General features: G+C 73.8%; 26 protein-coding genes. 15 read left to right on the top strand and 11 right to left on the bottom strand.

Translation table 11 applies throughout. The features are described 5' to 3' along the window. Window positions 1–57: 57 nt before the first annotated feature. Window positions 58–681, top strand: a complete 624-nt coding sequence (locus tag OSB71_RS20260; RefSeq protein WP_265950030.1) for a TIGR03086 family metal-binding protein — start codon at window positions 58–60, stop codon at window positions 679–681. On the opposite strand, the gene OSB71_RS20255 is transcribed toward OSB71_RS20260, so the two are convergent. Together OSB71_RS20255 and OSB71_RS20250 are read right to left on the bottom strand one after the other, a co-directional pair. Further along, a complete protein-coding gene (locus OSB71_RS20255) occupies window positions 678–1,187 on the bottom strand; it encodes a fibronectin type III domain-containing protein (RefSeq protein ID WP_265950028.1) in 510 nt (169 codons plus the stop codon). The two genes, OSB71_RS20260 and OSB71_RS20255, sit on opposite strands and share 4 nt — an antisense overlap. Before the next feature lie 386 nt (window positions 1,188–1,573). Then, entirely contained in the window at window positions 1,574–2,497 is a 924-nt protein-coding gene (locus OSB71_RS20250) for an RNA polymerase sigma factor SigF (RefSeq protein ID WP_265950027.1), read from the bottom strand. A gap of 285 nt (window positions 2,498–2,782) precedes the next feature. Here OSB71_RS20250 and OSB71_RS20245 point away from each other — a divergent pair, with 285 nt between their 5' ends. Together OSB71_RS20245 and OSB71_RS20240 are read left to right on the top strand one after the other, a co-directional pair. Beyond that, on the top strand, window positions 2,783–3,166 hold the full coding sequence (locus tag OSB71_RS20245; RefSeq protein WP_265950025.1) for an STAS domain-containing protein: 384 nt from the start codon (window positions 2,783–2,785) through the stop codon (window positions 3,164–3,166). A gap of 153 nt (window positions 3,167–3,319) precedes the next feature. Next, window positions 3,320–3,880, top strand: a complete 561-nt coding sequence (locus OSB71_RS20240; RefSeq protein ID WP_265950024.1) for an ATP-binding protein — start codon at window positions 3,320–3,322, stop codon at window positions 3,878–3,880. A 512-nt stretch (window positions 3,881–4,392) separates the two neighbouring features. Here the strand turns inward: OSB71_RS20240 and OSB71_RS20235 are convergent. After that, complete coding sequence (locus OSB71_RS20235) at window positions 4,393–5,895, bottom strand: peptide MFS transporter (RefSeq protein ID WP_265950022.1); 1,503 nt, start codon at window positions 5,893–5,895, stop codon at window positions 4,393–4,395. Window positions 5,896–6,306: 411 nt separating this feature from the next. On the opposite strand from OSB71_RS20235, the gene OSB71_RS20230 reads away from it, so the two are divergent. Further along, window positions 6,307–6,984, top strand: a complete 678-nt coding sequence (locus tag OSB71_RS20230; RefSeq protein ID WP_265950020.1) for a response regulator transcription factor — start codon at window positions 6,307–6,309, stop codon at window positions 6,982–6,984. A gap of 24 nt (window positions 6,985–7,008) precedes the next feature. Further along, window positions 7,009–8,277, top strand: coding sequence for a sensor histidine kinase (locus OSB71_RS20225; RefSeq protein ID WP_265950019.1), 1,269 nt, complete (start codon window positions 7,009–7,011; stop codon window positions 8,275–8,277). Here the strand turns inward: OSB71_RS20225 and OSB71_RS20220 are convergent. Beyond that, window positions 8,203–8,712 (bottom strand): GtrA family protein, encoded by a 510-nt coding sequence (locus OSB71_RS20220; RefSeq protein WP_265950017.1) that lies wholly within the window; start codon window positions 8,710–8,712, stop codon window positions 8,203–8,205. The genes OSB71_RS20225 and OSB71_RS20220 overlap by 75 nt on opposite strands. Window positions 8,713–8,791: 79 nt before the next feature. Here OSB71_RS20220 and OSB71_RS20215 point away from each other — a divergent pair, with 79 nt between their 5' ends. From OSB71_RS20215 to OSB71_RS20200, 4 genes are all read left to right on the top strand, one after another. After that, window positions 8,792–9,931: a 5-(carboxyamino)imidazole ribonucleotide synthase gene (locus OSB71_RS20215; RefSeq protein WP_265950016.1), complete on the top strand. Its 1,140-nt coding sequence runs from the start codon at window positions 8,792–8,794 to the stop codon at window positions 9,929–9,931. Then, a complete protein-coding gene (gene purE / locus OSB71_RS20210; RefSeq protein WP_265950014.1) occupies window positions 9,928–10,464 on the top strand; it encodes a 5-(carboxyamino)imidazole ribonucleotide mutase in 537 nt (178 codons plus the stop codon). Before OSB71_RS20215 ends, purE begins: the two co-directional genes overlap by 4 nt. A gap of 4 nt (window positions 10,465–10,468) precedes the next feature. Continuing rightward, complete coding sequence (locus OSB71_RS20205) at window positions 10,469–11,662, top strand: dipeptidase (RefSeq protein ID WP_265950012.1); 1,194 nt, start codon at window positions 10,469–10,471, stop codon at window positions 11,660–11,662. Window positions 11,663–11,758: 96 nt separating this feature from the next. Beyond that, the gene (locus OSB71_RS20200; RefSeq protein ID WP_265950010.1) at window positions 11,759–12,349 is read left to right on the top strand and encodes a hypothetical protein; all 591 of its coding nucleotides are present in this window, start codon (window positions 11,759–11,761) and stop codon (window positions 12,347–12,349) included. Here the strand turns inward: OSB71_RS20200 and OSB71_RS20195 are convergent, their stop codons facing one another. After that, window positions 12,350–13,411, bottom strand: a complete 1,062-nt coding sequence (locus tag OSB71_RS20195) for a glycosyltransferase family 2 protein (RefSeq protein ID WP_265950009.1) — start codon at window positions 13,409–13,411, stop codon at window positions 12,350–12,352. A gap of 107 nt (window positions 13,412–13,518) precedes the next feature. Between OSB71_RS20195 and OSB71_RS20190 the strand changes: the two genes are divergently transcribed. Further along, complete coding sequence (locus OSB71_RS20190; RefSeq protein ID WP_265950007.1) at window positions 13,519–14,985, top strand: LCP family protein; 1,467 nt, start codon at window positions 13,519–13,521, stop codon at window positions 14,983–14,985. A 67-nt stretch (window positions 14,986–15,052) separates the two neighbouring features. Here OSB71_RS20190 and OSB71_RS20185 read toward each other — a convergent pair whose 3' ends face one another. Then, window positions 15,053–15,607: an acyl-CoA thioesterase gene (locus OSB71_RS20185; protein ID WP_265950006.1), complete on the bottom strand. Its 555-nt coding sequence runs from the start codon at window positions 15,605–15,607 to the stop codon at window positions 15,053–15,055. A gap of 129 nt (window positions 15,608–15,736) precedes the next feature. Between OSB71_RS20185 and OSB71_RS20180 the strand changes: the two genes are divergently transcribed. Beyond that, complete coding sequence (locus OSB71_RS20180; protein WP_265950004.1) at window positions 15,737–17,014, top strand: LCP family protein; 1,278 nt, start codon at window positions 15,737–15,739, stop codon at window positions 17,012–17,014. Window positions 17,015–17,270: 256 nt separating this feature from the next. On the opposite strand, the gene OSB71_RS20175 is transcribed toward OSB71_RS20180, so the two are convergent. Continuing rightward, complete coding sequence (locus OSB71_RS20175) at window positions 17,271–18,635, bottom strand: NsdA family TPR-like regulatory protein (RefSeq protein ID WP_265950003.1); 1,365 nt, start codon at window positions 18,633–18,635, stop codon at window positions 17,271–17,273. A 165-nt stretch (window positions 18,636–18,800) separates the two neighbouring features. On the opposite strand from OSB71_RS20175, the gene OSB71_RS20170 reads away from it, so the two are divergent. From OSB71_RS20170 to OSB71_RS20160, 3 genes are read left to right on the top strand one after another with little or no spacing between them, the layout of a single operon-like run. Further along, on the top strand, window positions 18,801–19,025 hold the full coding sequence (locus OSB71_RS20170; protein WP_265950001.1) for a hypothetical protein: 225 nt from the start codon (window positions 18,801–18,803) through the stop codon (window positions 19,023–19,025). After that, entirely contained in the window at window positions 19,022–19,291 is a 270-nt protein-coding gene (locus OSB71_RS20165) for a DUF7848 domain-containing protein (protein WP_265950000.1), read from the top strand. The genes OSB71_RS20170 and OSB71_RS20165 overlap by 4 nt, the downstream gene beginning before the upstream one ends. Before the next feature lie 17 nt (window positions 19,292–19,308). Next, complete coding sequence (locus OSB71_RS20160) at window positions 19,309–19,803, top strand: hypothetical protein (protein ID WP_265949998.1); 495 nt, start codon at window positions 19,309–19,311, stop codon at window positions 19,801–19,803. A 13-nt stretch (window positions 19,804–19,816) separates the two neighbouring features. On the opposite strand, the gene OSB71_RS20155 is transcribed toward OSB71_RS20160, so the two are convergent. The 3 genes from OSB71_RS20155 to OSB71_RS20145 form a co-directional block, all read right to left on the bottom strand. Next, the gene (locus OSB71_RS20155) at window positions 19,817–20,302 is read right to left on the bottom strand and encodes a DUF3592 domain-containing protein (RefSeq protein WP_265949997.1); all 486 of its coding nucleotides are present in this window, start codon (window positions 20,300–20,302) and stop codon (window positions 19,817–19,819) included. 424 nt (window positions 20,303–20,726) lie between these two features. Next, a complete protein-coding gene (locus OSB71_RS20150; protein WP_265949996.1) occupies window positions 20,727–21,107 on the bottom strand; it encodes a VOC family protein in 381 nt (126 codons plus the stop codon). Between the two features lie 24 nt (window positions 21,108–21,131). Next, the gene (locus OSB71_RS20145; protein ID WP_265949994.1) at window positions 21,132–22,481 is read right to left on the bottom strand and encodes a UDP-glucose dehydrogenase family protein; all 1,350 of its coding nucleotides are present in this window, start codon (window positions 22,479–22,481) and stop codon (window positions 21,132–21,134) included. Window positions 22,482–22,675: 194 nt separating this feature from the next. Here OSB71_RS20145 and OSB71_RS20140 point away from each other — a divergent pair, with 194 nt between their 5' ends. Beyond that, window positions 22,676–23,857, top strand: a complete 1,182-nt coding sequence (locus OSB71_RS20140) for an acyl-CoA dehydrogenase family protein (protein ID WP_265949992.1) — start codon at window positions 22,676–22,678, stop codon at window positions 23,855–23,857. 389 nt (window positions 23,858–24,246) lie between these two features. On the opposite strand, the gene OSB71_RS20135 is transcribed toward OSB71_RS20140, so the two are convergent. Next, on the bottom strand, window positions 24,247–24,831 hold a 585-nt coding region (locus OSB71_RS20135), incomplete at its 5' end, for a methyltransferase domain-containing protein (RefSeq protein WP_502362183.1).

Below are 24,831 nucleotides of genomic sequence, written 5' to 3'. Positions count from 1 at the left end.
CGCACCCGCGCCCCCCGCCCCCCGCGTCCTGGCCGTCCGGGGCCCGACCCCGTAGCCGTGGGCACCTCGCCGGGCACGCGCGGCGGGCGCGCCGTGCCGCCTCTCCCGGACGGGCCCGAACTGCTGGAGCGCGCGATCGGGTACGCGCTGGGCGCCGTGGCGGGGCTGAGGGCGGCCGAGCTGGCCCGCGCGACGCCGTGCCGCGCGTGGGACCTGCGCACCCTGCTGCGGCACCTGAACGAGTCGCTGACGGCGCTTCAGGAAGGGGTGGACACCGGGGAGATCGCCCTCGCGCCGGCCGCGGAGGACGCGCACACGGCCGCCGACCCGGCCACCGCGTTCCGGCGCCGGGCCGGGCGGCTGCTGGCCGCCTGGACTGCCGCGGACCGCGCGCGGCGCGCCGTGGCGCTGGGCGGCAGCCGCACGACCACCAGCGCGGTGACCGGCGCCGGGGCGCTGGAGATCGCGGTGCACGGCTGGGACGTGCACCGGGCCAGGGGCCGCGACCGGCCCGTCCCGCCCGCACTCGCCGCCGACCTGCTGCGCGTCGCCCCGCTGCTGGTGCCCCCCGCGGACCGCGCCCCGCTGTTCGACGCCCCCCGCGACGTGCCCCCGGGCGGGGGGCCGGGGGAGCGCCTGGTGGCCTACCTGGGCCGGGACCCGGGGGCCCGCGCGGGTTAGGAGGGGCCCGGCACGGCGGGCGGGAGCGGGCCCTCGGCGGGGAGGGTGACGTCGGCCTGCGCGGAGTCGGGCGAGGCGTGGCCGGCGGCGTTCACCGCGCGGACGGTGAACGTGTAGCTGATGCCCGCCTCCAGGCCGGTGATCTCCGTCTCCAGCGTGTCCGCCGCCACCTCGACCACGGGTGTGGCCGTGCCCTGCTGGAAGACGAGGTAGCGCTCGACGGCCCCGGCCGCCGTGCCCGCGTCCGGTGGCGGCTCCCAGCTCAGCCGGACCGACTCCGGCCCGGTCGGCCGCACGGTCAGGCCCCGCGGCGCGGCCGGGGCCGCCGGGCCGCCGCCCCGGGAGTCGGCGACGGGGGACGGGGCGGGCCCGGCCGGCCGGGCGGGCTGCGGGGCGGCTCCGGCGGGCTCCGCCGAACCGGTCTGGGCGGTGCCGCAGGCCCCGGCGGCGAGCGCCAGGGCCAGCACCGCCACCGTGGACCTGCCGACCGTGTGCCGTCGCGCCACTGGGGACCTCCCGGAGACCAAGCGAGCCAGGCGTCGAAACGGGGACGCGTCGCGTCGCACCCACCACATTGTGTGATTCCGATCACGGTCCCGCGCAACTCGGCACGCACACCGCCGGCCCGCCCGTCCCGCACCCGGTCGACTCCCGCGCGGGCCCCGCGCGGCGGCCGACGCGTCCGCCCCCGGCGTCCGGCGCCCCGCGTGCGCCGCGTGCGTCCGGCGGCCCGGCGCCGGGGTCGCGTGTCCCGCGCTCGGCGTCACGGGACCGGCGCCGGGCGCCCGTGCCGCGGGGAGGGGGTCTCGCGGCACGGGGAAGGCGGCACGGAGAGAGGGGCCCGTCCGGACGGGTGCGTCCGGACGGGCCCCTCACCCCGAGGGCGCGGCCCTCACTCCTCGATGGTCAGGCCCTTGCGCAGCCGGGTCAGGGTGCGCGAGAGCAGCCGCGAGACGTGCATCTGCGAGATGCCCAGCTCCTCGCCGATCTCCGACTGCGTCATGCCCGCGACGAAGCGCAGCGACAGGATGCGGCGGTCCCGGTCGGACAGCTCCGCGATCATCGGCTTGAGGGACTCGATGTACTCGATGCCCTCCAGGTCGTGGTCCTCGTAGCCGATGCGGCTGGCGAGCGTGCCCTCGGAGTCGTCCTCCTCCGGCTGGGCGTCCAGGGAGCTGGCGGTGTAGGCGTTGCTGGCGGCCATGCCCTCGACGACCTCCTCGCGGGAGATGTCCAGCCGGTCGGCCAGTTCGGCGATGGTCGGCGCGCGGTCGAGCCGCTGGGCCAGCTCGTCACCGGCCTTGGCGAGATCCAGGCGCAGCTCCTGCAGGCGGCGCGGCACGCGCACGGACCAGGAGGTGTCGCGGAAGAAGCGCTTGATCTCGCCGATGATCGTCGGCATCGCGAAGGTGGGGAACTCCACGCCCCGCACCGGCTCGAAGCGGTCGATCGCCTTGATGAGCCCGATCGTGCCGACCTGGACGATGTCCTCCATCGGCTCGCTGCGGGAGCGGAAGCGGGTGGCGGCGAACTTCACCAGGGCCAGGTTCAGCTCGACCAGGGTGGTACGCACGTAGGAGAACTCGCGCGTGCCCTCTTCCAGCAGGGCCAGACGGTCGAACAGCGTCTTGGACAGGGCTCGGGCGTCGACCGCCCCCACCGCGTCGTACGGCGGGATGGCGGGGAGCCCGGCTAGCTCACCGTCGAGGTCGTCCAGTGCGGTGTAGTCCGGGCCGAGTGCGGGTACCTGGGTGACAGGGTCGGTCTCCTCAGGGGTGACGCGCTCGGGGCGCACCTCGGCGGGCTGGGGTGACATGGGTGTCCTCCATTGTTGACCGGCATAAGGCTGCCGGAGCCGTGACGTGCACTGCGAGGTGCGGCGCCTCCATGGCTGACGTGCTGGTTTTCTGCTGCCTATTAGGCCTACCCGGTGTGGTGACCACGTGGCAAGTGCGGTATGTCCGTTTCCCGCGAGTTGGGGTGGTTGCCCCGGTACCGGTGTCGGACGTCACGGCGTAAGGTTCGAACGTGCGAACACGGGGGTAGAAGCAGCGGTCGGCATCGGCGGCGAGCCCGCCGTGACGAGGCGGAAGAGGTGTGCATGGACGGGGCGATGCCCGGCAGTACGGGTCACCGGAGCCGGTTGTCGGTGCGGGTGCGTCGGCAGGACGGGACGGTCGTGGTCGCCCCGGTGGGTGAGCTTGACCACCACACCGCGGACGTGTTGCGTTCGCCACTCGAAGAGGCCGTCAGGGACGGCTGCGAGCGCCTGGTGGTGGACTGCTCGGGCCTGGAGTTCTGCGACTCCACCGGGCTCAACGTGCTCCTGAGCGCCCGCCTGGAGGCGGAGGCCGCCGGGGGCGGCGTGCACCTGGCGGGGATGCGGCCGGCGGTCGCCCGCGTCTTCGAGATCACCGGCGCCGGGGCGGTCTTCACCGTCCACGGCACCGTGGACGACGCCCTCTCCGAGCTACCCGGTGTGTGAGGCGTTAGGCGCGTCACACACCACCGGACAATCCGTGGGTGTTCCCACGACGCGTCCGGGCAGGAGATCCTCTGTATCTGTCGGCAGCCGTTTCCCGCGCGCGGGGCGGACGGTGAGAAATCAAACTCGGTGTACCGGTGAGGTGAAGCACTGATGAGCACCACCCGGCCCTCTGCGGCGGGCGAGCTCGGCCCGGAGCCTGACGAGGCTTCGGCGCGTGAGGCCGGGGCGGCCATGGCGCCCGGTCCGGCCGACGCCACGGCCGCCCCCGCCCCGGTACCGGCCGGGCAGGTCCGCGCCGCCGCGCGCCAGGTGCGGCGGCTGCGGTTGGTCGGCGCCAGCGGGGCGGTGCAGCGCTCGCGCGACTTCACCCGCGAGGCCCTGCGCGACTGGGGCTGGCTGCCCGCGCCCGACCCGGAGCGGCAGGCGGCCGCCGAGGACGTGCTGCTCGTCGTCTCCGAGCTGGTCACCAACGCCTGCCTGCACGCCGGCGGGCCGAAGGAGGTGCGGATCGCGCGCGCCGCCGCGGGTCTGCGGCTGGAGGTCATCGACGGCGGCGGGGGTCAGCCCGCCCCGCGCACGCCGCACCAGGCCGGGCGCCCCGGCGGGCACGGCATGTTCATCGTCGAGCGCCTGTGCCGGGACTGGGGCGTCAGCTACGCCTCCGACGGCGTGGGCAAAACCGTCTGGGCCGAGCTGACCCCCGCCCCGTAACCCCGGCCCCACCCCTTCGGCGTCGCCCGGCCCACGCGTCCGGGTGGCGCTCTCGCGCGTCCGGCGGGCGATGCCCCGGCGCGGCCCAACGCGCCGCGTCGGCGCCCGACACCCGCCGCACGCCCGGGCGGCGCACGCTCGCCTCCGCCCCGGCCGCCGCGCGGACGGGCCGCGCCCCGGCAGGCGCACGCCCGCGCCGCGCCCTGGCCGCCCCTCGCACGGACGGCGGCCCGGCGCCGTCCGGACCGAACTACGGCGCCGGACACCACCGCCCACCCGGCCGTGCCCCGGCACGTAGCACCGCGTGGGTCTCCCCGGCGTCCGGGAGAGCCGTACGGCTCGCGCCCGGCGGCCGTGCGGCCGTGCGTCCGTGCCGCGCCTCGGCATGTCGCGCCTGTGGGCGCCTCCCCGACGCCGGGGCGGAGGGCGGACGGCGGTGGGCCGGAACCGTCGCCGGTTCCGGCCCACCGCCGTCCGCTGCCCCCGTCGGGCGCCGTCGCGCCCCGGGGTTCCTACTTGACGTCGCCCATCAGCGTGCGCATCCGCCGGGCGCCGGCCATGAAGGCCAGGCCCGCGGCCACCGCGACGACGGCCCACATGGTGTAGTACAGCGCGTCGCCGAGCGGGCCGTTGAGCCGCGTCACCCAGCCGTTGAGCGCGTTGCCGGTGGCCGTGGCCAGGAACCACAGGCCCATGATCTGGCTGACGAACTCCTTCGGCGCGAGCTTGGTCGACAGCGACAGGCCCACCGGGGACAGGCACATCTCACCCAGCGTCTGGACGAGGTAGACGCCCAGCAGCCAGAACACCGTCACCTTGTTGGTGTCGCTGGCCGCGGCGGCCGCGCCCGCCAGGCCCATCAGGCCGAAGGAGCCGCCGATGAGCAGCATGGCCAGACCGAACTTCACCGGCGTGCTCGGTTCGCGGTTGCGCCGGGCCAGCCGCACCCACAGGGCGGCGAAGATCGGCGCCAGGATGATGACGTAGACCGGGTTGACCGACTGGAACCAGGAGGCCGGGAACTCCCAGCCGCCGATGGAGCGGTCGGTCTTGGTGTCGGCGAAGATCGTCAGCAGCGAGCCGGACTGGTCGTAGATCATCCAGAACAGCACGGCGGTGACGAAGAACCACACGAAGGCGATGATCTTCGGCCGGTCCTCGGCCGTCAGCTTCGGGCTGCGGAACATCACCCAGAAGTAGCCGATCGGCAGCACGATGCCGAGGACGGCCAGCAGGTTGACCACGTGCTCGACGGTGAAGGTGCCCAGCGCCAGGTCGGCCAGGAGCGCGGCGACGGCGATGCCGCCCCACAGCAGCGTGCGGTGGAGCGCGCGGCGCTTCTCCGCGGGCGTGGCCGGGTTGCTGGGGTGCTTGCCGACGTCGCCGAGGTGCTTGCCGCCGAGCACGTACTGGACGACGGCGAGGGTCATGCCCACGCCGGCGACGCCGAAGCCCAGGTGCCAGTTCACCTTCTGGCCCAGGGTGCCGACGACCAGCGGCGCGGCCAGGGCGCCGATGTTGATCGCCATGTAGAAGAGCGTGAAGCCCGCGTCCCGGCGTGCGCCGCTCTGGCCCACGTAGAGCCCGCCGACCATCGCCGAGATGTTCGGCTTGAGCAGGCCGGTGCCGACCGCGATCAGCCCGAGGCCGATGAAGAAGGCCACGTCGCTGGGGAGGGCGAGCGTGTAGTGGCCGGCGGCGATGACGATGCCGCCGACCAGGACGGCCTTGCGCGCGCCCCACAGCCGGTCGGCCACCCAGCCGCCGGGCATCGAGGTCATGTAGACCGTGGCGTTGTAGACGCCGTAGATGGAGGCCGCGAGCGCCTCGCGGTCTTCGAGCGGCCCGTCGAGCACGCTCGCGACCAGGTAGAGGACGAGGATGGCGCGCATCCCGTACCAGGAGAAGCGCTCCCACATCTCCGTCATGAAGAGGGTGGCCATACCGCGCGGGTGGCCGAAGAAGGTCGCGTCGCCGCCGGGGGTGGCGCCGTCCTTCGTCATGCTGGACGCCATGGAGATTCCTTGTGGGTTCGGGACGCGCGCCACGGGGTGGGGGCGGGCGCCCGGACGGGGGGTGGCGCGGGCCGGTGGCGCCGGTCCGCACAGGAAAAGGGCCGGGTGGTCCGTCCCGGCCGCTCCGGGGCCGGTACGGGGGCGGCACCGGCGGACCTGCCGCCGGCCCGCTCTCGCCGCGGCTCCGGGCTCCCCCAGGGGAAGCGCAGCCACTTTACGCCAGACTGACACGCTGACCGAAGACCAATGAGGCATGGATCACAGGTAAAGAAGCTATTTACTTCTGTCTTTCCATGGTGAAAGCCCGGTTCGACTCCGAGGTTTCTGGACTAGACCACTTGGGTGCCCCCGGTCCCGCCGCACCCCGGCATCCGGGCCCGATCCCCTGGTCAGCGGGACTACCATCGGGCCATGACCCGAGTACTGCTCGCCGAGGATGACGCGTCCATCTCCGAGCCGCTCGCCCGCGCGCTGCGCCGCGAGGGGTACGAGGTCGAGGTGCGCGAGGACGGGCCCGCCGCGCTGGAGGCGGGCCGGCACGGCGAGATCGACCTCGTCGTGCTGGACCTCGGCCTGCCCGGCATGGACGGCCTGGAGGTCTGCCGCAGGCTGCGCACCGACGGCTGCACCTTCCCCGTGCTGGTGCTCACCGCGCGCGCCGACGAGGTGGACACCGTCGTGGGCCTCGACGCGGGCGCCGACGACTACGTCACCAAGCCGTTCCGCCTCGCGGAGCTGCTCGCCCGCGTGCGCGCCCTGCTGCGCCGCGGCACCGCCGAGCCGGCGCAGCCGGTGGCCACGCACGGCGTGCGCATCGACGTCGAGTCCCACCGCGCCTGGATCGGCGAGGACGAGCTCCAGCTCACCGCGAAGGAGTTCGACCTGCTGCGGGTGCTGGTGCGCGACGCTGGCCGCGTCGTCACCCGCGACCAGCTCATGCGCGAGGTGTGGGACACCACCTGGTGGTCGTCCACCAAGACGCTCGACATGCACATCTCCTGGCTGCGCAAGAAGCTCGGCGACGACGCGGGCAACCCCCGCTTCATCTCCACCGTGCGCGGCGTCGGCTTCCGCTTCGAGAAGAACTAGCGGGGAGCGGGACGACCACCAGCCATGCGCCGCCGCCTGATCAACTCCACGCTCGCCGTCGTGCTCGTGGTCATCGCCGTCTTCGGCGCCTCGATCGTCGTCATCGAGACGCGGGCGATCGAGCGCAGCGCGTACGAGACGACCCAGTCCGAGGCCGCGCGGCTGGTCGCCGTCGTCGAGGCCCGCCTCGCGGCCGGGGAGCGGGTCACCGGGGAGACGATGCGCAGCGCGGTGCCCGCCGACCGGTACGTGCGCATCGAGCTGCCCGGCCAGTCGCCGATCGCGCACGGCGAGCGGCCGCGGGGCGAGGTGATCGAGGCCCGGGCCACCGGCGGCAACGGCGAGGCCGTCACCGTCCAGCAGCCGCGCAGTGTGGTCACCGACGAGGTCGGGCGCATCCTGCTGATCATCCTGGCCGTCGCCGCGCTGACGATCGTGGCCGCCGCGCTGCTGGCCGTCCAGCAGGCCCGGCGCGTCGCCGCCCCGCTCACCGACCTCGCCGAGACGGCCGAGCGCCTGGGCTCGGGGGACCCGCGCCCGCGCCACCGCCGCTACGGGGTGCCCGAGCTGGACCGCGTCGCCGACGTGCTGGACGCCAGCGCCGAGCGCATCGCCCGGATGCTCACCGCCGAGCGCCGGCTGGCCGCCGACGCCTCCCACCAGCTACGCACGCCCCTCACCGCGCTGTCGATGCGGCTGGAGGAGATCGTCCACACCGCCTCCCACCCGGAGGCCCCGGAGAGCGTCGGGGAGGAGGCGGCCATCGCGCTCGCGCAGGTGGAGCGGCTCACCGACGTCGTCGAGCGGCTGCTCACCAACAGCCGCGACGCCCGCTCCACCTCGGCGGTCGGCTTCGACCTGGACGAAGTGGTGCTCCAGCAGGTCGAGGAGTGGCGCCCGGCCTACCGCGGCGCCGGGCGGGCCATCGTGCACTCCGGCAAGGCCGGGCTGCGCGCGGTGGGCACCCCCGGCGCGGTGGCCACGGTGCTGGCGACGCTGGTGGAGAACGCCCTGGTGCACGGCGGCGGCACGGTGGCGCTGCGCACCCGCGTCACCGGCAACCAGGTCGTCGTGGAGGTCACCGACGAGGGCCCGGGCGTCGACCCGGAGCTGGGCTCGCGCGTCTTCGAGCGCACCGTCAGCGGGCACAACTCCACCGGGCTCGGCCTCGCCGTCGCCCGCGATCTCGCGGAGGCCGACGGCGGCCGCCTGGAGCTGCTACAGCAGCACCCGCCGGTGTTTGCGCTGTTTCTCAGCCGGGAGGTCGTCAGCCTCGCCGAGCTCACCGGCTGAGGCCCGGCCGCGGAAGACCCACGTGCGGTAGGACCAGAAGCGGAACACGGTCGCCAGGCCCATCCCGACGCCGTACTTGGCCACGTTGTCCGCCAGCGGGGAGGTGAAGTCCAGCCCGTAGTGGGACAGCGCCAGCACGCCGTTCTCGATCACCATGCCGACGCCGTTGAACAGCAGGAACAGCGTCGCCTCCCGCTTGACCCGGCTCTTCTCCGCGTGCAGGTACGTCCAGTAGCGGTTGCCCACGTAGTTCGTGGCGACCGCCACCGCCGTGGAGACGACCCCCGAGCGCACCGGCGCCAGGCCGAAGCTGTGGATGCACAGGTTGAAGACCGCGACGTTCACCAGGAACCCGAAAGCCCCGACCGTCCCGAACTTGGCCAGCTCGCGCAGGAGCCGTCGCATCCGGGCGGTCAGCGGCAGGTGGTCAGCCATCGGTCGTCAACGCCCCGTCTCGGTTCGGTCAGCCCCCACCTCATGCTAACCACGCCCCGCCGCCCCGTACCCTGGGCACGTGACGTTCCCCGTAGTCGGCATGGTCGGTGGCGGCCAGCTAGCACGTATGACCCACGAGGCGGGCATCCCCCTGGGGGTCCGCTTCAGGCTTCTCAGTGACACCCCGCAGGACTCCGCGGCCCTGGTCGCCGGTGACGTCGTCCTCGGCGACTACCGCGACCTGGAGACGCTGCGCGCCTTCGCCCGCGGCTGTGACGTGGTCACCTTCGACCACGAGCACGTGCCCACCGAGCACCTGCGCGCCCTCCAGGCCGACGGCGTCCCCGTCCGCCCCGGGCCCGAGGCGCTCGTGCACGCCCAGGACAAGGGCGTCATGCGCGCCCGGCTCGACGCGCTGGGCGTCCCCTGCCCCCGGCACCGCGTCGTCGCCGACCCCGCCGACGTCACCGCGTTCGCCCGGGCCGGCGGAGGCTACCCGGTGGTGCTGAAGACGGTGCGCGGCGGCTACGACGGCAAGGGCGTGTGGGTCGTGCACGGCGAGGCCGAGGCCGCCGAGCCGTTCAAGGCCGGGGTGCCGGTGCTGGCCGAGGAGAAGGTCGACTTCGTCCGCGAGCTCGCGGCCAACGTCGTGCGCTCCCCGCACGGGCAGGCCGTCGCCTACCCGGTGGTGGAGTCGGTGCAGGTCGGCGGCGTCTGCGACACCGTGATCGCGCCCGCGCCCGGGCTGTCCGAGCAGGCGTCCGCCGCCGCGCAGGAGCTGGCGCTGCGCATCGCCGAGGAGCTGGACGTCGTCGGCCACCTCGCGGTGGAGCTGTTCGAGACGCGCGACGGGCGCACGCTGGTCAACGAGCTGGCCATGCGCCCGCACAACTCCGGCCACTGGACGATGGACGGCGCCGTCACCTCCCAGTTCGCCAACCACCTGCGGGCCGTGCTCGACCTCCCGCTGGGCGACCCGCGCCCGCGCGCCCCCTGGACGGTCATGGCCAACGTGCTCGGCGGCGACTACCCGGACATGTACGGCGCCTACCTGCACTGCATGGCCCGCGACCCGCAGCTCAAGATCCACATGTACGGCAAGGACGTGAAGCCCGGCCGCAAGGTCGGCCACGTCAACACCTTCGGGACGGACCTGGCCGACGTGCGCGAGCGCGCCCGCCACGCCGCCGACTACCTGCGAGGGACGATCACCGAATGAGCGACGCCCGCCCCAGCCCCCTCGTCGGGATCGTCATGGGCTCCGACTCCGACTGGCCCGTCATGGAGGCGGCGGCGCGGGCGCTGGAGGAGTTCGAGGTCCCCTACGAGGTGGACGTCGTCTCCGCGCACCGCATGCCGCGCGAGATGGTCGCCTACGGCGAGGAGGCCGCCGACCGCGGGCTGAAGGCCGTCATCGCCGGCGCGGGCGGCGCCGCCCACCTGCCCGGCATGCTCGCCTCCGTCACCCCGCTGCCGGTCATCGGCGTGCCGGTGCCGCTGAAGTACCTGGACGGCATGGACTCCCTGCTGTCGATCGTGCAGATGCCCGCGGGCGTCCCCGTCGCCGCCGTCTCCGTCGCCGGGGCGCGCAACGCCGGGCTGCTCGCGGTGCGGATGCTCGCCGCGCACGACGAGGGGCTGCGCGAGCGCATGCGCGGCTTCCAGCAGGAGCTGAACCAGCAGGCCACCGAGAAGGGCCGCCGCCTGCGCAACAAGGTCGCCGGCGGCGCCGGCTTCGGGTTCGGGGGCTGAGGGCGTGGACGGGGACGTCCCCCTGGAGCGGGCGCGGGAGCTGCTGGCCGCGCACCCGGTCGTCGACGGCCACAACGACCTGCCCTGGGCGCTGCGCGAGCAGGTCCGCTACGACCTCACCGCGCGCGACATCGCCACCGACCTGAGCGGCCTGCTGCACACCGACCTGCCCCGGCTGCGCGCCGGCGGCGTCGGCGCGCAGTTCTGGTCGGTGTACGTGAAGTCCTCGCTGGCCGGGGACGCCGCCGTCACCGCCTGTCTGGAGCAGGTCGACGCCGTGCGGCAGCTCGCCGCCCGCTACCCCGGCGACCTCGCGCTCGCCCGCACCGCCGACGAGGTCGAGGCCGCCCGCGCGAGCGGCCGCATCGCCTCGCTGATGGGCGCCGAGGGCGGCCACTCCATCGGCAACTCGCTGGGCACCCTGCGCGGCCTGTACGAGCTGGGCGTGCGCTACCTGACGCTCACCCACAACGACACGATCGACTGGGCCGACTCGGCCACCGACGCGCCCCGGCACGGCGGCCTCACCGCCTTCGGCGAGCAGGTCGTGCGCGAGATGAACCGCTGCGGCATGCTCGTGGACCTCTCCCACGTCGCCGCCGACACCATGCGCGACGCCCTGCGCGTCACCCGCGCCCCCGTGCTCTTCTCGCACTCCTCGGCCCGCGCGGTGTGCGACCACCCGCGCAACGTCCCCGACGACGTGCTGGCCGCCCTGCCGGGCAACGGCGGCGTCGCCATGGCCACCTTCGTGCCCAAGTTCATCCTGCCCGCCGCCGTGGAGTGGACGCGGCGGGCCGACGCGAACATGCGCGCCCACGGCCACGACCCGCTGGACACCACCCCGGCCGGGATGGCCGTCCAGCGCGCCTTCGAGGAGGCCCACCCGCGCCCCCGCGCCACCCCCGCCACGGTGGCCGACCACCTGGACCACATGCGCGAGGTCGCCGGCATCGACCACCTCGGCATCGGCGGCGACTTCGACGGCACCGCGTTCCTCCCCGACGGCCTGGACAGCGTCGCCGGCTACCCCAACCTCGTCGCCGAGCTGCTCTCCCGCCGCTGGTCCGAGGCCGACCTCGCCAAGCTGACCTGGCACAACCCGCTGCGCGTCCTGCGGGACGCGGAGTCCGTCGCCCGTGACCTGCGCGCCACCACCGCGCCGTCCAACGCCACCCTCGCCGAGCTCGACGGCTGACCCCGCGCGCCCGGCCGCGCCGGGGCGGGGGCACCGCGCCCCCGCCCCGGCGTCCCCCCGGCCCGCGGCCCGGGGCGCGCCGTGGATGATGGTGACATGACCAAGCTGAGACGACTGCCCGTGCTGTTGCTGCCGCTCGCGCTCGTCGCCTGCGGCACGGAGAGCCCCGCTGCGGCGCCCGACTCCGCCGAGCTGGAACGCCGGGCCGAGATCATGCAGACCGACCTCGCGCACGTCTATCTCACCGAGGCGGACGGCTACGAGCTGGCCGAGCAGTCCGTGGGCGTCTACGGGGACGACGGCTTCAGCGCCCACTACGCCTCCGCCGGTGCCGGGGCGATGTTCCAGCTCACCGTGGTGCGCGGCGAGCTGACCTGCGAGCGGCCCGGCATCGAGGGCGGCACCGGCACGGTGACCTGCGAGGAGGACGGCGACCTGCTCTACCGCACCGCGCAGGGCGCCCACGAGTACGCGCGCGCCGAGGAGGGCCGCGTGGTCCGGGTCAGCGCGGCGTCCGCCACCGACCGCGAGACCCTGCGCTCCGCCGCCGAGTCCGCCCACCAGGCGACGCCCACCGAGCTCGACGCGCTCCTCCCGCCGCTGACCGACACCCCCGCCCCCGTCGAGCGCGGCGACCTGCCGCCGGGCGACGGCGCCCCGCAGGACCCGCCGATGGTCGGCGGCTGATCAGGCCCGCCCGCTCCCGTCGGCCGCGCGCGCCGCGTCGGCGGGTGCGTGGCGGGAGGCGATGACCCAGCGGGCCAGGGAACGCGGGCTGGTGAGGTAGCCCCAGCCCCAGGACATGTGCATCGTGGCCAGGGCCAGCGGGATGCGCACGCGGGCCCCCGGCGGCAGCCCCCGCCCGGCGGGCACCGAGCCCGCGGTGACCGCGGCCAGGTAGCCGCCCGGCACGAGCAGCGCCCAGGGGGTGAGGAGGACGCCGAGGAGCGTGCCGGCGGCGATGGCCAGCACCGCCGTCGGCGGGGCGAGGTAGCGGAGGTTGATCGAGCCGGGGTGGTAGCGGGCGACGACGTGGCGCCAGCGGCCGTAGTTGCGGTACTGCCTGGCCAGCGCCCGCACGGAGGGCCGGGGCCGGTAGGAGACCAGCAGCTCCGGGGAGAACCAGATCCGGCCCCCGGCCGCGCGGATGCGGTAGTTCAGCTCCCAGTCCTGGGCGCGCACGAACTCCTCGTTGTAGCCGCCCAGCTCCTCCAGCACCGAGCGCCGGAACACGCCCAGGTACACCGTCTCGGCCTCCCCGGCGGCGCCGCCGGTGTGGAAGGCCGCGTTGCCGACGCCGATCCTGGAGGTCATCGCGGCGGCGACCGCGCGCTCCCAGTCGTTCTCGCCCTCCGCGTGCATGATGCCGCCGACGTTGGCCGCCTCCTGCTCGTCCAGCAGCCGGACGGCCGTGGCGATGTAGTCCGGGGAGAGCATGCCGTGCCCGTCCACCCGGACGACGACGGGGTGGCGCGAGGCGCGGATCGCGGCGTTCAGCCCGGCGGGGGTGCGCCCGGTCGGGTTGGGCACGGTGCGCACCCGCGCGTCCTCGGACACCAGCTCGGCGGCGATCTCGTCCGTGCGGTCCGCCGACGGGCCGAGGGCGATGACGACCTCCAGCTCGCCCGGGTACCGCTGCGCGAGGATGTGCCGCACCGACTCGCGCAGGTGGCGCTCCTCGTTCAGCACGGGCATGATCACGGACACGGGGGGCGCGGGGACGGCCGGGCCGGGTGCTGCGGAGGTCACCCGGTCACGTTACCGCGTACGGGGGACGCCTCCGCACGGCAGCCGGGAGCGGCGCCCGGGCGGACCTAGGGTGCCGGGTACCCCCGACCCCGCGCAGAGGTGCCGCAGTGCCCGCAACGCCACCCACGCCACGTCACGCCCGACCGCGCAGTCCCGGCCGACCCGGCCGATCCGGCCGCCGCGGCGGCCGGTGGGGCCTGCGGATCAGCGCGCTGACGGCCGGCGCGGTCCTGGCGGTCAGCGGGTTCGGCCACGTCGTGGTGAGCGGCTTCGCCCGGGACATCGGCCGGGTGGAGCCCTTCGCCGACCTCGACCACCGCCCCGCCGCGGGGCGCGGGCTGAACTTCCTGGTGGTGGGCGTCGACCACCGGGAGGGGCTCACCGACGCCCAGCGGTCGGACCACCGCCTGGGCGGCGACCCGTGCCGCTGCACCGACACGATGATGCTCGTCCACCTCTCCGAGCGCCGCGACCGCGCCTCCGTGGTGAGCCTGCCGCGCGACACCCGGACGACGATCCCGCCGCACGTGGACGCCGAGAGCGGCACGCGGCACGGCACCGAGCGGATCAAGCTCAACGCCGCGTACGCCCACGGGGGCCCGCGGCTGACCGTGGAGACCGTCGAGCGGCTGACCGGCGTCCACGTCCACCACTACCTGGAGGTCGACTTCGCCAGCTTCATGCGCACCGTCGACGCGCTCGGCGGCGTCCCGGTGTGCACGGTCGAGCCGCTCAAGGACCGCCGCGCGGGGCTGGACCTCCCGGCCGGGACGAGCGTGCTCGACGGCGCCCAGGCCCTCGCCTACGTGCGGGCCCGCTCCGTGGACGGCTCGGCCGACCTCGGACGCATGCGGCGCCAGCAGCGGTTCGTCGCGTCCGTCGTCGACCGGGCCACCAGCAGCGGCGTGCTGCTGAACCCGGCGACGCTCCGCGAGGTCACCTCCGCCGCGCTCGGCTCGGTGCGCGCCGACCACGGCCTCGGCCCCGAGGAGCTGCTCGCCCTCGGCACGGCGCTGCGCGGCCTCGGCCCGGCCGCGACCGAGTTCACCACGGTCCCCGTCGCCGCCTCCGGCCACCGGGTGCCCGGCGTCGGCGAGACGGTGCTGTGGGACGAGGCGGAGGCCGACGCGCTCTTCGCCGACCTGCGCGCGGACCGCCCGCTGGCCGAGCGCGAGCCGGACACGCCACCGAAGCGGCGCGCGGTGCCGGTGGAGGTGCCGCCGCGCGACGTCCGCGTGCAGGTCGACAACGGCACGCGGAGCGCCGGGCTGGGCCACCGGGCCGAGCGCGCCCTGCGCGCCACCGGGTTCGCCACCACCGGCGTCCCCGGCAACGCGGCCACCCGCGACGTCGAGCGGACGACGATCGCCTACGACCCCCGCTGGGACCGCTCCGCGCGGTCGCTGGCCGCGGCGCTGCCCGGGGCGGAGCTGGTGCCCGCCGAGGGGCGGGGCCCGGTCATGCGCGTCACGCTGGGCGCCGACTTCACCGAGGTCACCCCGGTGCGGCCGGGGGCACAGGGCGACGCGGGCGAGGACGGGCCGCGCACCGGCGACGAGATCGTGTGCCCCTGAGGCCGCAGGCCCCGCCGCCGCGCTCCGGCGCCGCCGTCGGCCGCGCCGCCGCGTCCGCCGCCGGCCGTCAGTCGTCGAGCAGGCCCTCGGCGGTGCGCTTCTCGCGCAGCTCGCGGATGGCGCGGCGCCGGGCCAGCCGGTGCGTGCGGCGGATCTGCGCCTCCTGGTAGCGCCGCCGGTCCCGCTCGGTGTGCGGCAGCACCGGCGGCACCGCGCGCGGCCTGCCCTCGGAGTCGACGGCGGCGAACACCAGGTAGGCGGTGCCGACCTGGGTGGCGGGCGTCGACTCGTTCCAGCGCTCGGCAAGGACCCGCACGCCGACCTCCATCGACGTCCGCCCCGTCCAGTTGACCTGCGCTTTCACGTGGACCAGGTCGCCGATCCTGACGGGTTCGAGGAAGACCATCTCGTCCATCGACGCCGTCACCGCGGGCCCCTCGGAGTGGCGGCCCGCGACGGCCCCCGCGGCGTCGTCCACCAACTTCATGATCACCCCGCCGTGCACGGTGCCGAGCAGGTTGGTGTCACTGTGCGTCATGATGTGCGACAGCGTGGTCCGGGAGGCGGAGGTGGGCTTGCCCGGGAGCTCGCTCTGGGCGGCGGCGGTGACGGGGTCGGTCATGCGCCCAGCGTAAGCCGTGCGCCCGGTGGGGCGGCCGGGCACCGGGGCGTGCTGCGAGTTCGCTACAAAGCGACCCCTGTTCTGTACGGGGCGGTGCCGCGCGGGCGCGGAAGGGGGCACACTGCCAGCATGAACGACTGGCCCCAGGGGTGGACCGAGGACCGCGGCCGCGACCGCTACGGGCGCGGCGCCACCGGCGAGCGTCCGGAAGGCGCCCGCGTCATGCCGACGGTCCGCCGCGCGGACCCCCGCGACGGCACACGGGTGCCCCCGCAGCAGGGCGGCCGCCACGACGCGGCCCCGCCGCCCGCCGCGCCGCCCGGCTACGGCGCGCACACCAACCCCTACAGCCAGGGGCAGGTCTACGGCGGCTCCGGCGGCGGCCGCCGGGGCGGCGCGGGCGCACCCGGGCCCCGGCCGAGCCGGGGGCGGCGCGTGAAGGCGGCCCTGATCACCCTCGTCGCCGTCCTGCTCGTCGTCTCCGCGGGCACCTACTTCTGGGCCGACTCCAAGCTGCGCCGCGAGGTCGACCTCGCCTCCATGGAAGACCGCCCCGAGCCGGGGGAGGGCACGAACTACCTCATCGTCGGCTCCGACAGCCGCGAGGGGCTCAGCGCCGAGGACAGGGACCGGCTGCACACCGGCTCCGCCGAGGGCAAGCGCACCGACTCGATGATGATCCTGCACGTCGGGGACAACGGGAACTCGCTGATCAGCCTGCCCCGCGACTCCTGGGTCACCATCCCGGAGTTCACCGGCTCCGAATCCGGCAACCGCATACCCGCCCAGCAGCAGAAGCTGAACTTCGCCTTCTCCGCCGAGGGCCCGGAACTGCTGGCCCGCACGATCGAGTACAACACCGGACTGCGCATCGACCACTACGCCGAGATCGGCTTCGGCGGCTTCGCCGAGCTGGTCGACGCGCTCGGCGGCGTCGAGATGTGCTTCGACGAGCCGGTCAAGGACAAGAACTCCGGCGCCGACTTCGCCAAGGGCTGCCACGAGCTGGACGGCGCCGACTCCCTGGCGTTCGTCCGCAACCGCTACAACGTCGAGGGCGGGGACCTGGGGCGCACGAAGAACCAGCAGAAGTTCCTCGCCGCGCTCGCGAACGAGACCGCGACGCCCGGCACGCTGCTCAACCCCTTCCGGCTCTACCCCGCGATGGGCGCCGGGCTGGACGCGCTGATCGTCGACACGGAGATGGGCCTGTTCGACCTGCTGTCGATGTTCTGGGCCATGAAGGGCCTCTCCGGAGGCGACGGCACCCAGATGAACATGCCGGTCGAGGGCAACTTCACGGCGCCGAACGGGCAGAGCGCGATCAAGTGGGACATGTCCCGCGTCGAACCCCTGATGGAGCAGCTCCGCCAGGACGAGAAGGTCACCGTCCAGGGCGACGGCTGACCCCACCCCACCCGGCGGCGCGGCCTCCCACTCCCCGCCCGGTGGGGCGCCCTTGCGTCCCTCCGCGCACCGGACCGTACGGGGCCGGCCCCCGGAACTCCCCGCTCCGACGCCTTTGCCGTCGGGCGTCGTCGGCAGCGCCCGCGTCATCGGGCTGGCGCCCGGTGGCGTCCGGGCCTCCGCCGCGGTTCACTCACCCAGCCGGGGTTTCCGGGCCGGGGCCGTGGCGGGGCTTCGTCGTGAGCGGTGTGCCTGCCTACGCGGCGGTCACGAGCCGGCGGACGCGCTCGTTGTAGTCCGCCACCAGAGGGTGCCGGCCGAAGGGGACCATACGGCGCCGCACGTCCTGCACGGCGTCGATACACCGGGACGACTTGACCTGGCGGGCGAGTTCCAGCGTCCGGACACCCGCCGCGTGTGCCGCTTCGAGGTCCCGCCGCTGGAGGTGGGAGACGGCGAGCGCGGCGTGCGACATGGCTCCGCGCCGGGCGCGCCCTTGGGCTCGGGCGCACTCGATGGACCGCCGCGCGTGCTCCGCGCTGCGCTCGGCTTGCCCCACGTCGCGAAAGGCGTTCGCGTGCTCGCCATGGAGGTACGCGCCGTCGATGAACTTCGCCCATTCGGGTTCGTCTTCGCGCACCACCCGCGCGTACGCGGCTTCCGACTTGTCGACGGCCGAGGCGGTGGCGCTCTTGTCGCCGAGCACCGCGAGCGCCCGGGCCTCCAACGCCCACAGGTCGGCCAGACAGGCGGGCGAGTCGCCCTTTCCGAGTCCCTGCCGCCCCGCCTGCGCGAGTCGCCGACCCTCACTCGGGTTGCCCAGCAGCGTCGCCTGGTCCGCCATTCCCGCGAGGACGTGCGCTCCGAGCGCCACGTCCTCCGACTCCTCCGCGAGCCGCAGCGCTTGGATCAGGTAGCGCTGAGCCGTCCCGTGCTCGCCGTTGTCGAACGCCATCCAGCCCAGCAGGTAGGTCTGTTCCGCGACCGCACCGCACAGGGGTCGGCGAACCGTGTCCGAGTGCGTGCGGCGGAGCAGGGGGTAGACGTGCTGGTTCATGTACTCGGTCAGCACCAGGCGCCCCGACCCGCCGCCCTGCATCACGTCCATCTCCTGGAACGTACCGAACATGTTGCGGACGCTCGTCACGTCTTCCAACCTGACCCGGGGGCCGGGTTCGGGCGCCTGGTCGAGAGTGTTCAGCAACCAGTCACGCGACGGGCCGACCCCTGCCGCCGCCACGAACGGCGACGCGGCGAGAAACTTCCTGCGGTCCATGTCCGCTCTCCCTAGCTCGGTCACCGACTCGACCGTCTCCTGGAACGATGGGCTGTAGGTCAGCGGCCGGTCAAGGTCGGGTGACGTACCGAAGCCAAGGTCGTACGTGGTCACGCGGCGACCGAAAGCATCCGAGAAGACGTCAGCGATGATCTTGGGCAGAGGGTCTCGTGGCTTGCCTCCCTGCAACCATCGGCGCACGTTGGTCGCATCGGGATTCACATGACGGAGCCCGCGAAGACGCGCCCTCGCCGCGACCCGGCGTGCTAAATCCCCCTGCGTCAGCCCCGATCGCTCGAACACATCGGCTAGCCGCTGATTCCTCCGAACCTCACGACCGCTCATCCTCGCGCCCTTTCCTCGCGTCTGCGTCCTACGGTCGCTCATCCCCACGGCGTTTCCCAGCGGTCGCGCCAAGTGCCAGGGTGTGCCAGCCGAGTAACGCTACTCGTCCACCCGCCCCAGCAGTTGTCTCAGCACGAAGGACAGGTGCCAGGAAAGGGCTGATCGATGGGCGACTTCACACCGCGATTTCGGGAGCTGGTGTACGACGCCGAAACGGACTCCGTGGGTGAGTTTCGCGGAGTTGCCGGTCCGTATTGGTTGCTCCGTTCCGCCACTGGTGGCGCGGGATGGTTGGCGGACCCCGCGCGGGTATGCCGGGCTGACCCGATAGAGCGCCTGAGCGCCGAGGTGGCCCGGGCGAACGCACGGAGCCGGGGTGAGGTGCTGTGAGTTCCGCGCGGCGTCGTGTGTTCCGGTTCGTGGAGTGGACGCTGCGGCTCGACCAGGACGACGACGCGCCGCCGCTCCGGTACGCGTTCCGGTGCCGCGTGCCGGAGGACGACGACACCGAGTGCGCCGCGCGGTCGCCACTGAGCGAGGACCCGGGCGCGGCCCGGGCGTGGGTGTCCGGCCACCTGCGCGCGCACCCCGAGCACACCGGCTACGCCGAGGTGGTCGAACGTCCGTGGGCCAGGTGGCGCGGCGGTCCGGTGTGAGCGGGCGAGGGGACCCGATGGCCTACTGGGCGGAGGTGCGTGCGGAAGGGCCGGTGTACGGCATGGACACGGCCACCGGGTACGTGCTCGGTACCTACCGGACGATCTCGCCCGTCCTGGCGTTGCGGTGGATACGCGCTCAGGCGTCGTGGATCGCGGAGCGGATCGACCCCGACCCCGCCCGTTCCCGGTGGGCGCGGTGCACCGTGCGCGAGGAGGCCGTACCGCTGTCCGACGCGCCCACCGAGCTGCGGGCCTGGGGCGCGGAGTCCGATCCGGTCGAGGACCGCGCGGCACGGGCGCACCTCAAGGCCGGGTTCCCGCTGTCCGTCGTCGCGCCGGACGCGGACTGCGTGTACACGTTCTCGGTGTGGCCGGAACGGCTGCCGAGCCGTCCCGGACCCCAGGGGCCGCCCCCGCGCCTCGGAGGCTTCGCCCACCCTGTCTACGTCCTCACTCCGCGCTGTCGTGGAGAAAGCCGACGAGAGACCACGAGCCCCGTTCACACTTGACGGCGCCTCGGTCTCACGCCGAGAGGAGGGAGCGCCGCCTGCCCGTCGCGGCGGTGAAGAAGTGCCAGCACACGATGAGGGCGGCCGTGCTCATGACCAGGACACCGGCCATGACCGCGATCATGGGCCCGGTCCCGGGCGGCCCCTTCCCGGCGTACGCCTTCGTGGCGACACGCGTGGGTTCGCCGGAACGGTAGAAGACCTCCACCCTGTCCCCGGTGCGCAGCCCCTGGCCGTTCCCGCCCCGGAGTCTGGCGGTGGTCTGCCTGCCGTCGGCTTCGTACGACACCCTCACGTGCGTGTGGCCTCCGTTCGGCCCACCGGTGTTCGTCCGGACGATCCCGGCCACCACGGCCTCCGTCCGGCGGTCGAACTCCCGGGGCTCGTCCCCGATCCTCGGCACGAGCGTCACCGCCACCGCGGCGACCGACAGCCCCACCACCAGGAAGACCGTCCCGGCCACGCCGTACGCCGAACGCTTCAGCACCGTGAAGAACACATCCCCTCCCCACTGGATCTCTCCCCCACTCGCCGGGCGGCGAATCACGGCGGAGGCGGCACACGCCGCACAGTCACCTCCGGGGTCGCCCGCCCCCGGAACCCGTGGACGCACGCGGGTCGCGCACGGGACCCGGATGTGCCCTGAGGCCTGCCCGCCACCCCGCTCGGCCTTCGCCAAGGAGGAAGTCCACGGACCGGCCCCCAGCGCGGACACTCGACGCTCGTCCCCCGGGCCGGCAGGCTCCGCCACCATGACCTGCCCGGCCCTCTACCGCCCGGCGCCGATGTGGGTCCGTGGACGTCCCGGCTCCGGCCAGCGGCGGCGGGTCGGGGCTGGCGCGCCGTGCGCCTCGTGACCACCTTCTGACCACGCCCACGCCGTCGAGCGGCGGTTGCCCGGGGGCGCGTGCCGGGTGGGCGGGTCAGCAGGCGCAGAGGCAGAAGGGGTGGCCGACCGGGTCGGCGTAGACGCGCCAGCTTCGGCGGCCGTCGTCGTCGCCCTGGAGCAGCCGCGCGCCCAGCGCCAGGACCTGCTGCTCCGCCTCGTCCATGCGGTCCCGGGGCACCTTGAGGTCCAGGTGCATCTGCTGGCCGTGCCCGGCGCCGGGCCAGCGCGGCGGCTGGTAGTCGTCCGCCCGCTGGAAGGCGAGCCGGTGGCCCTCGGTGGGGCCGACGAGTTCCACCCAGTCGGTGTCCTCGCGCGCCGGGTCCGTCTCCCAGCCGAGCACGGCGCCGTAGAAGGCGGCCAGGGCCCGCGGGTCGGGGCAGTCGATCGCGGTCACGTCCATCTGCACGAGGGCCATGGCGTCCTCCTGGGAGTCGTCAGGTCAGGCGGTGGGGCGGCCGAGCGCGCGGAAGGTCCAGCCAGCCTTGCGCCACACGGCCGGGTCGAGGGCGTTGCGGCCGTCGAGGATGTGCCGCTCGGCCACCTCGTCGGCCAGCCGCTCGGGGTCCAGCTCGCGGAACTCGCGCCACTCGGTGAGGTGCAGCACGACGTCGGCCCCGCGCACCGCCTCCAGCGCGGTGGGGGCGTAGCCGAGGGTGGGGAACAGGGCGCGGGCGTTGTCCATGCCCTTGGGGTCGTAGACGGTGACCTGCGCGCCCTGGAGGTGGAGCTGCCCCGCGACGTTGAGCGCGGGGGAGTCGCGCACGTCGTCGGAGTCGGGCTTGAAGGTGGCGCCGAGCACCGCGACGCGCTTGCCCAGCAGCGTGCCGCCGACGGCGTCCCGGGCCAGCTCGACCATGTGGCCGCGGCGGCGCATGTTGATCGAGTCGACTTCGCGCAGGAACGTCAGCGCCTGCGAGGCGCCCAGCTCGCCGGCGCGGGCCATGAAGGCGCGGATGTCCTTGGGCAGACAGCCGCCGCCGAAGCCGATCCCGGCGCGCAGGTACTTCTTCCCGATCCGCTCGTCGTGCCCCATCGCCTCGGCCAGCTTCACCACGTCGCCGTCGGCCGCCTCGCACACCTCGGCCATGGCGTTGATGAAGGAGATCTTCGTGGCGAGGAAGGAGTTCGCGGCCGTCTTCACCAGCTCGGCGGTGGGGAAGTCGGTGACGAGGAACGGCGAGCCCTCGGCCACCGGCCGCGCGTACACCTCGCGCAGCAGGTCCTCGGCGCGCTGGGAGCGGACGCCGACGACGATGCGGTCGGGGTGCAGGGTGTCCTTGACCGCGAAGCCTTCGCGCAGGAACTCCGGGTTCCAGGCCAGCTCCGCGTCCCGGCCCACCGGGGCCAGCTCGCGCACCCGGGCGGCCAGCCGGTCCGCGCTGCCCACCGGCACCGTCGACTTGCCCACCACCAGCGCCGGACGCGTCAGCAGCGGCGCCAGCGACTCGATCACGGCGTCGACGTGGCTCATGTCGCACGCGTACTCGCCGTGCCGCTGCGGGGTGTTCACGCACACGAAGTGGACGTCGCCGAACTCGGCGGCCTCCGCGTAGGAGGTGGTGAAGCGCAGCCGCCCCGTGGCACCGGACACGCCCGTCACGTGCCGCGCCAGCAGCTCGTCCAGCCCCGGCTCGAACATCGCCGCCCGGCCCTGCGACAGCAGCTCCACCTTCTCCGGCACCACGTCCAGGCCCAGCACCTCGAAGCCCAGTTCCGCCATGGCGGCGGCATGCGTGGCACCGAGATAGCCGGTGCCGATCACGGTGATCCTGGGGGCGGTGCTGGCCATGGGGGGTACTCCTGGGGGCGCGGACGGGACGCTGACCGAGCATATCGCCGCGCCGCCCCGGTGGCCGCACGCCGCCGGCCGCCGCGCGCCTGCCCCTGTCGGCAAGCTCACCTATCCCTGGACCGCCGCTGAGCTTTAGAATTGGGTTACTTAACAGTAGTTAGCACCCACCCTCCCCGAAGGAGTGAGCCACCGTGGCGGGAGCCGCTGATTTCGACCTGTACCGGCCGTCCGAGGAGCACGAGATGCTCCGCGACTCGGTGCGCTCGCTCGCCGAGGCGAAGATCGCCCCCTTCGCCGCGGCGGTCGACGAGGAGGCCCGCTTCCCGCAGGAGGCGCTGGACGCCCTCGTCGCCAACGACCTGCACGCCGTGCACGTCCCCGAGTCCTACGGCGGCGCCGGCGCCGACGCGCTGGCCACCTGCGTCGTCATCGAGGAAGTGGCCCGCGTGTGCTGCTCCTCCTCGCTCATCCCGGCCGTCAACAAGCTGGGTTCGCTGCCGGTCATCCTCTCCGGCTCCGAGGAGCTGAAGAAGAAGTACCTCGCGCCGCTGGCCAAGGGCGAGGCGATGTTCTCCTACTGCCTGTCCGAGCCGGACGCGGGCTCGGACGCCGGCGGCATGAAGACGCGCGCCGTGCGCGACGGCGACCACTGGGTGCTCAACGGCGTCAAGCGCTGGATCACCAACGCCGGCGTCTCCGACTACTACACCGTGATGGCCGTCACCGACCCGGAGAAGAAGACCCGCGGCGGCGTCTCCGCCTTCGTGGTGGAGAAGGACGACGAGGGCGTCTCCTTCGGGGCCCCGGAGAAGAAGCTCGGCATCAAGGGCTCGCCCACCCGCGAGGTCTACCTCGACAACGTCCGCATCCCGGCCGACCGCATGATCGGCGCGGAGGGCACCGGCTTCGCCACCGCCATGCAGACGCTGGACCACACCCGCATCACCATCGCCGCGCAGGCCCTCGGCGTCGCGCAGGGCGCGCTGGACTACGCCAAGGGCTACGTCCGGGAGCGCAAGCAGTTCGGCAAGCCCATCGGCGACTTCCAGGGCGTGCAGTTCATGCTGGCCGACATGGCGATGAAGCTGGAGGCCGCGCGCCAGCTCACCTACGCCGCCGCCGCCCGCTCCGAACGCGTCGCCCTGGGCGGCGACGGCAAGGGCGAGGACCTCACCTTCTTCGGCGCCGCCGCCAAGTGCTACGCCTCGGACGCGGCGATGGAGATCACCACGGACGCGGTCCAGCTCCTGGGCGGGTACGGCTACACCCGCGACTACCCGCTGGAGCGCATGATGCGCGACGCGAAGATCACCCAGATCTACGAGGGCACCAACCAGGTCCAGCGCATCGTCATGGCCCGGAACCTTCCCTAGCGGGATCTCCGTAGGTCAGAAGGCTGTCGCGAAGGCCCGGAGCGGCACCCGCGGTTTCCGCTCGCCGCGGCCCGGTCAGGGCCGTCCCCGGGCGTCATGCCGAGAAAAGCCCGGGCGGCTGCCGGGCTGCGACACCCACTGGCCTGCGCATTCGAGCAGGAGGGACGGGCGACCCGTCCCTCCTGCTCGATCGGCGGCCAGAAGGGGAAGCGTCACACGGTTCTGGAACAGACGAACCAAGGGATGCGCGACCATCCGCACGGCGGACTCGATCGGACAGCCGCCGATCCCTGTCTACGGAATCTGACAGCCCGTCCCCTGCGCGCCTCCCCGTGGCGCGCAGGCAGGACCATCTGTTCTGACCGCAGGAACTCGACTGCGCCAGTGCGTCACAGAGCCCACTGACGCACCCTGCCGCTCGGATCTGTGTACGCGACGGCCTGACCGTCCGGACTGGCGGTAACGGTGAACCATTCACGGCGGGGCCTGTTGAGGGCCAGCCACGTCTCGTGGGCTCTCTCGATGGGTGCCCACAGGTCTCGGGGGCCTGACACCTGGACCTGTACGCCGGCTCCTTCCGGTTCGTCGGCCACGCGGGCAAAGGAGCCGTCCCGAACGTCGAATAGTGTTGTGACGTGTGTGCCGTCCTTCTCCCGGCGGTACTCACGGACCGTGCTCGGGTCCATGTGAAGCTGAGCGAAGAAAGAAAAGGTCCAATCGTCCAGCACACTGCCGGAAAGCTTCGATTCTCGGATATCTTGGCTCACTGGTTCCGGGGCTTCCAGCGGTGGATTTTCGCCGGAGAGAAGCGGCATGAATGCCGCGGGTGTGTGCAGGATGTGACCAACTGCGGTGCCATCTGGCAATTTCTTGAGCCGGGTTAGCATTCCCCCGGCTAGAGTTCCCTTGATCGGCACGACCATGAGGCCGCCCGGGGCGCACTGGTCGAACCAGGAATCTGGGATTCGCCGCAC

The organism is Streptomyces marinisediminis, from assembly GCF_026262575.1.
Lineage (GTDB): Bacteria > Actinomycetota > Actinomycetes > Streptomycetales > Streptomycetaceae > Streptomyces > Streptomyces marinisediminis.
The sequence above is the reverse complement of the archived record's forward strand: the minus strand, read 5'-3'. Positions and strand labels throughout refer to the sequence as shown.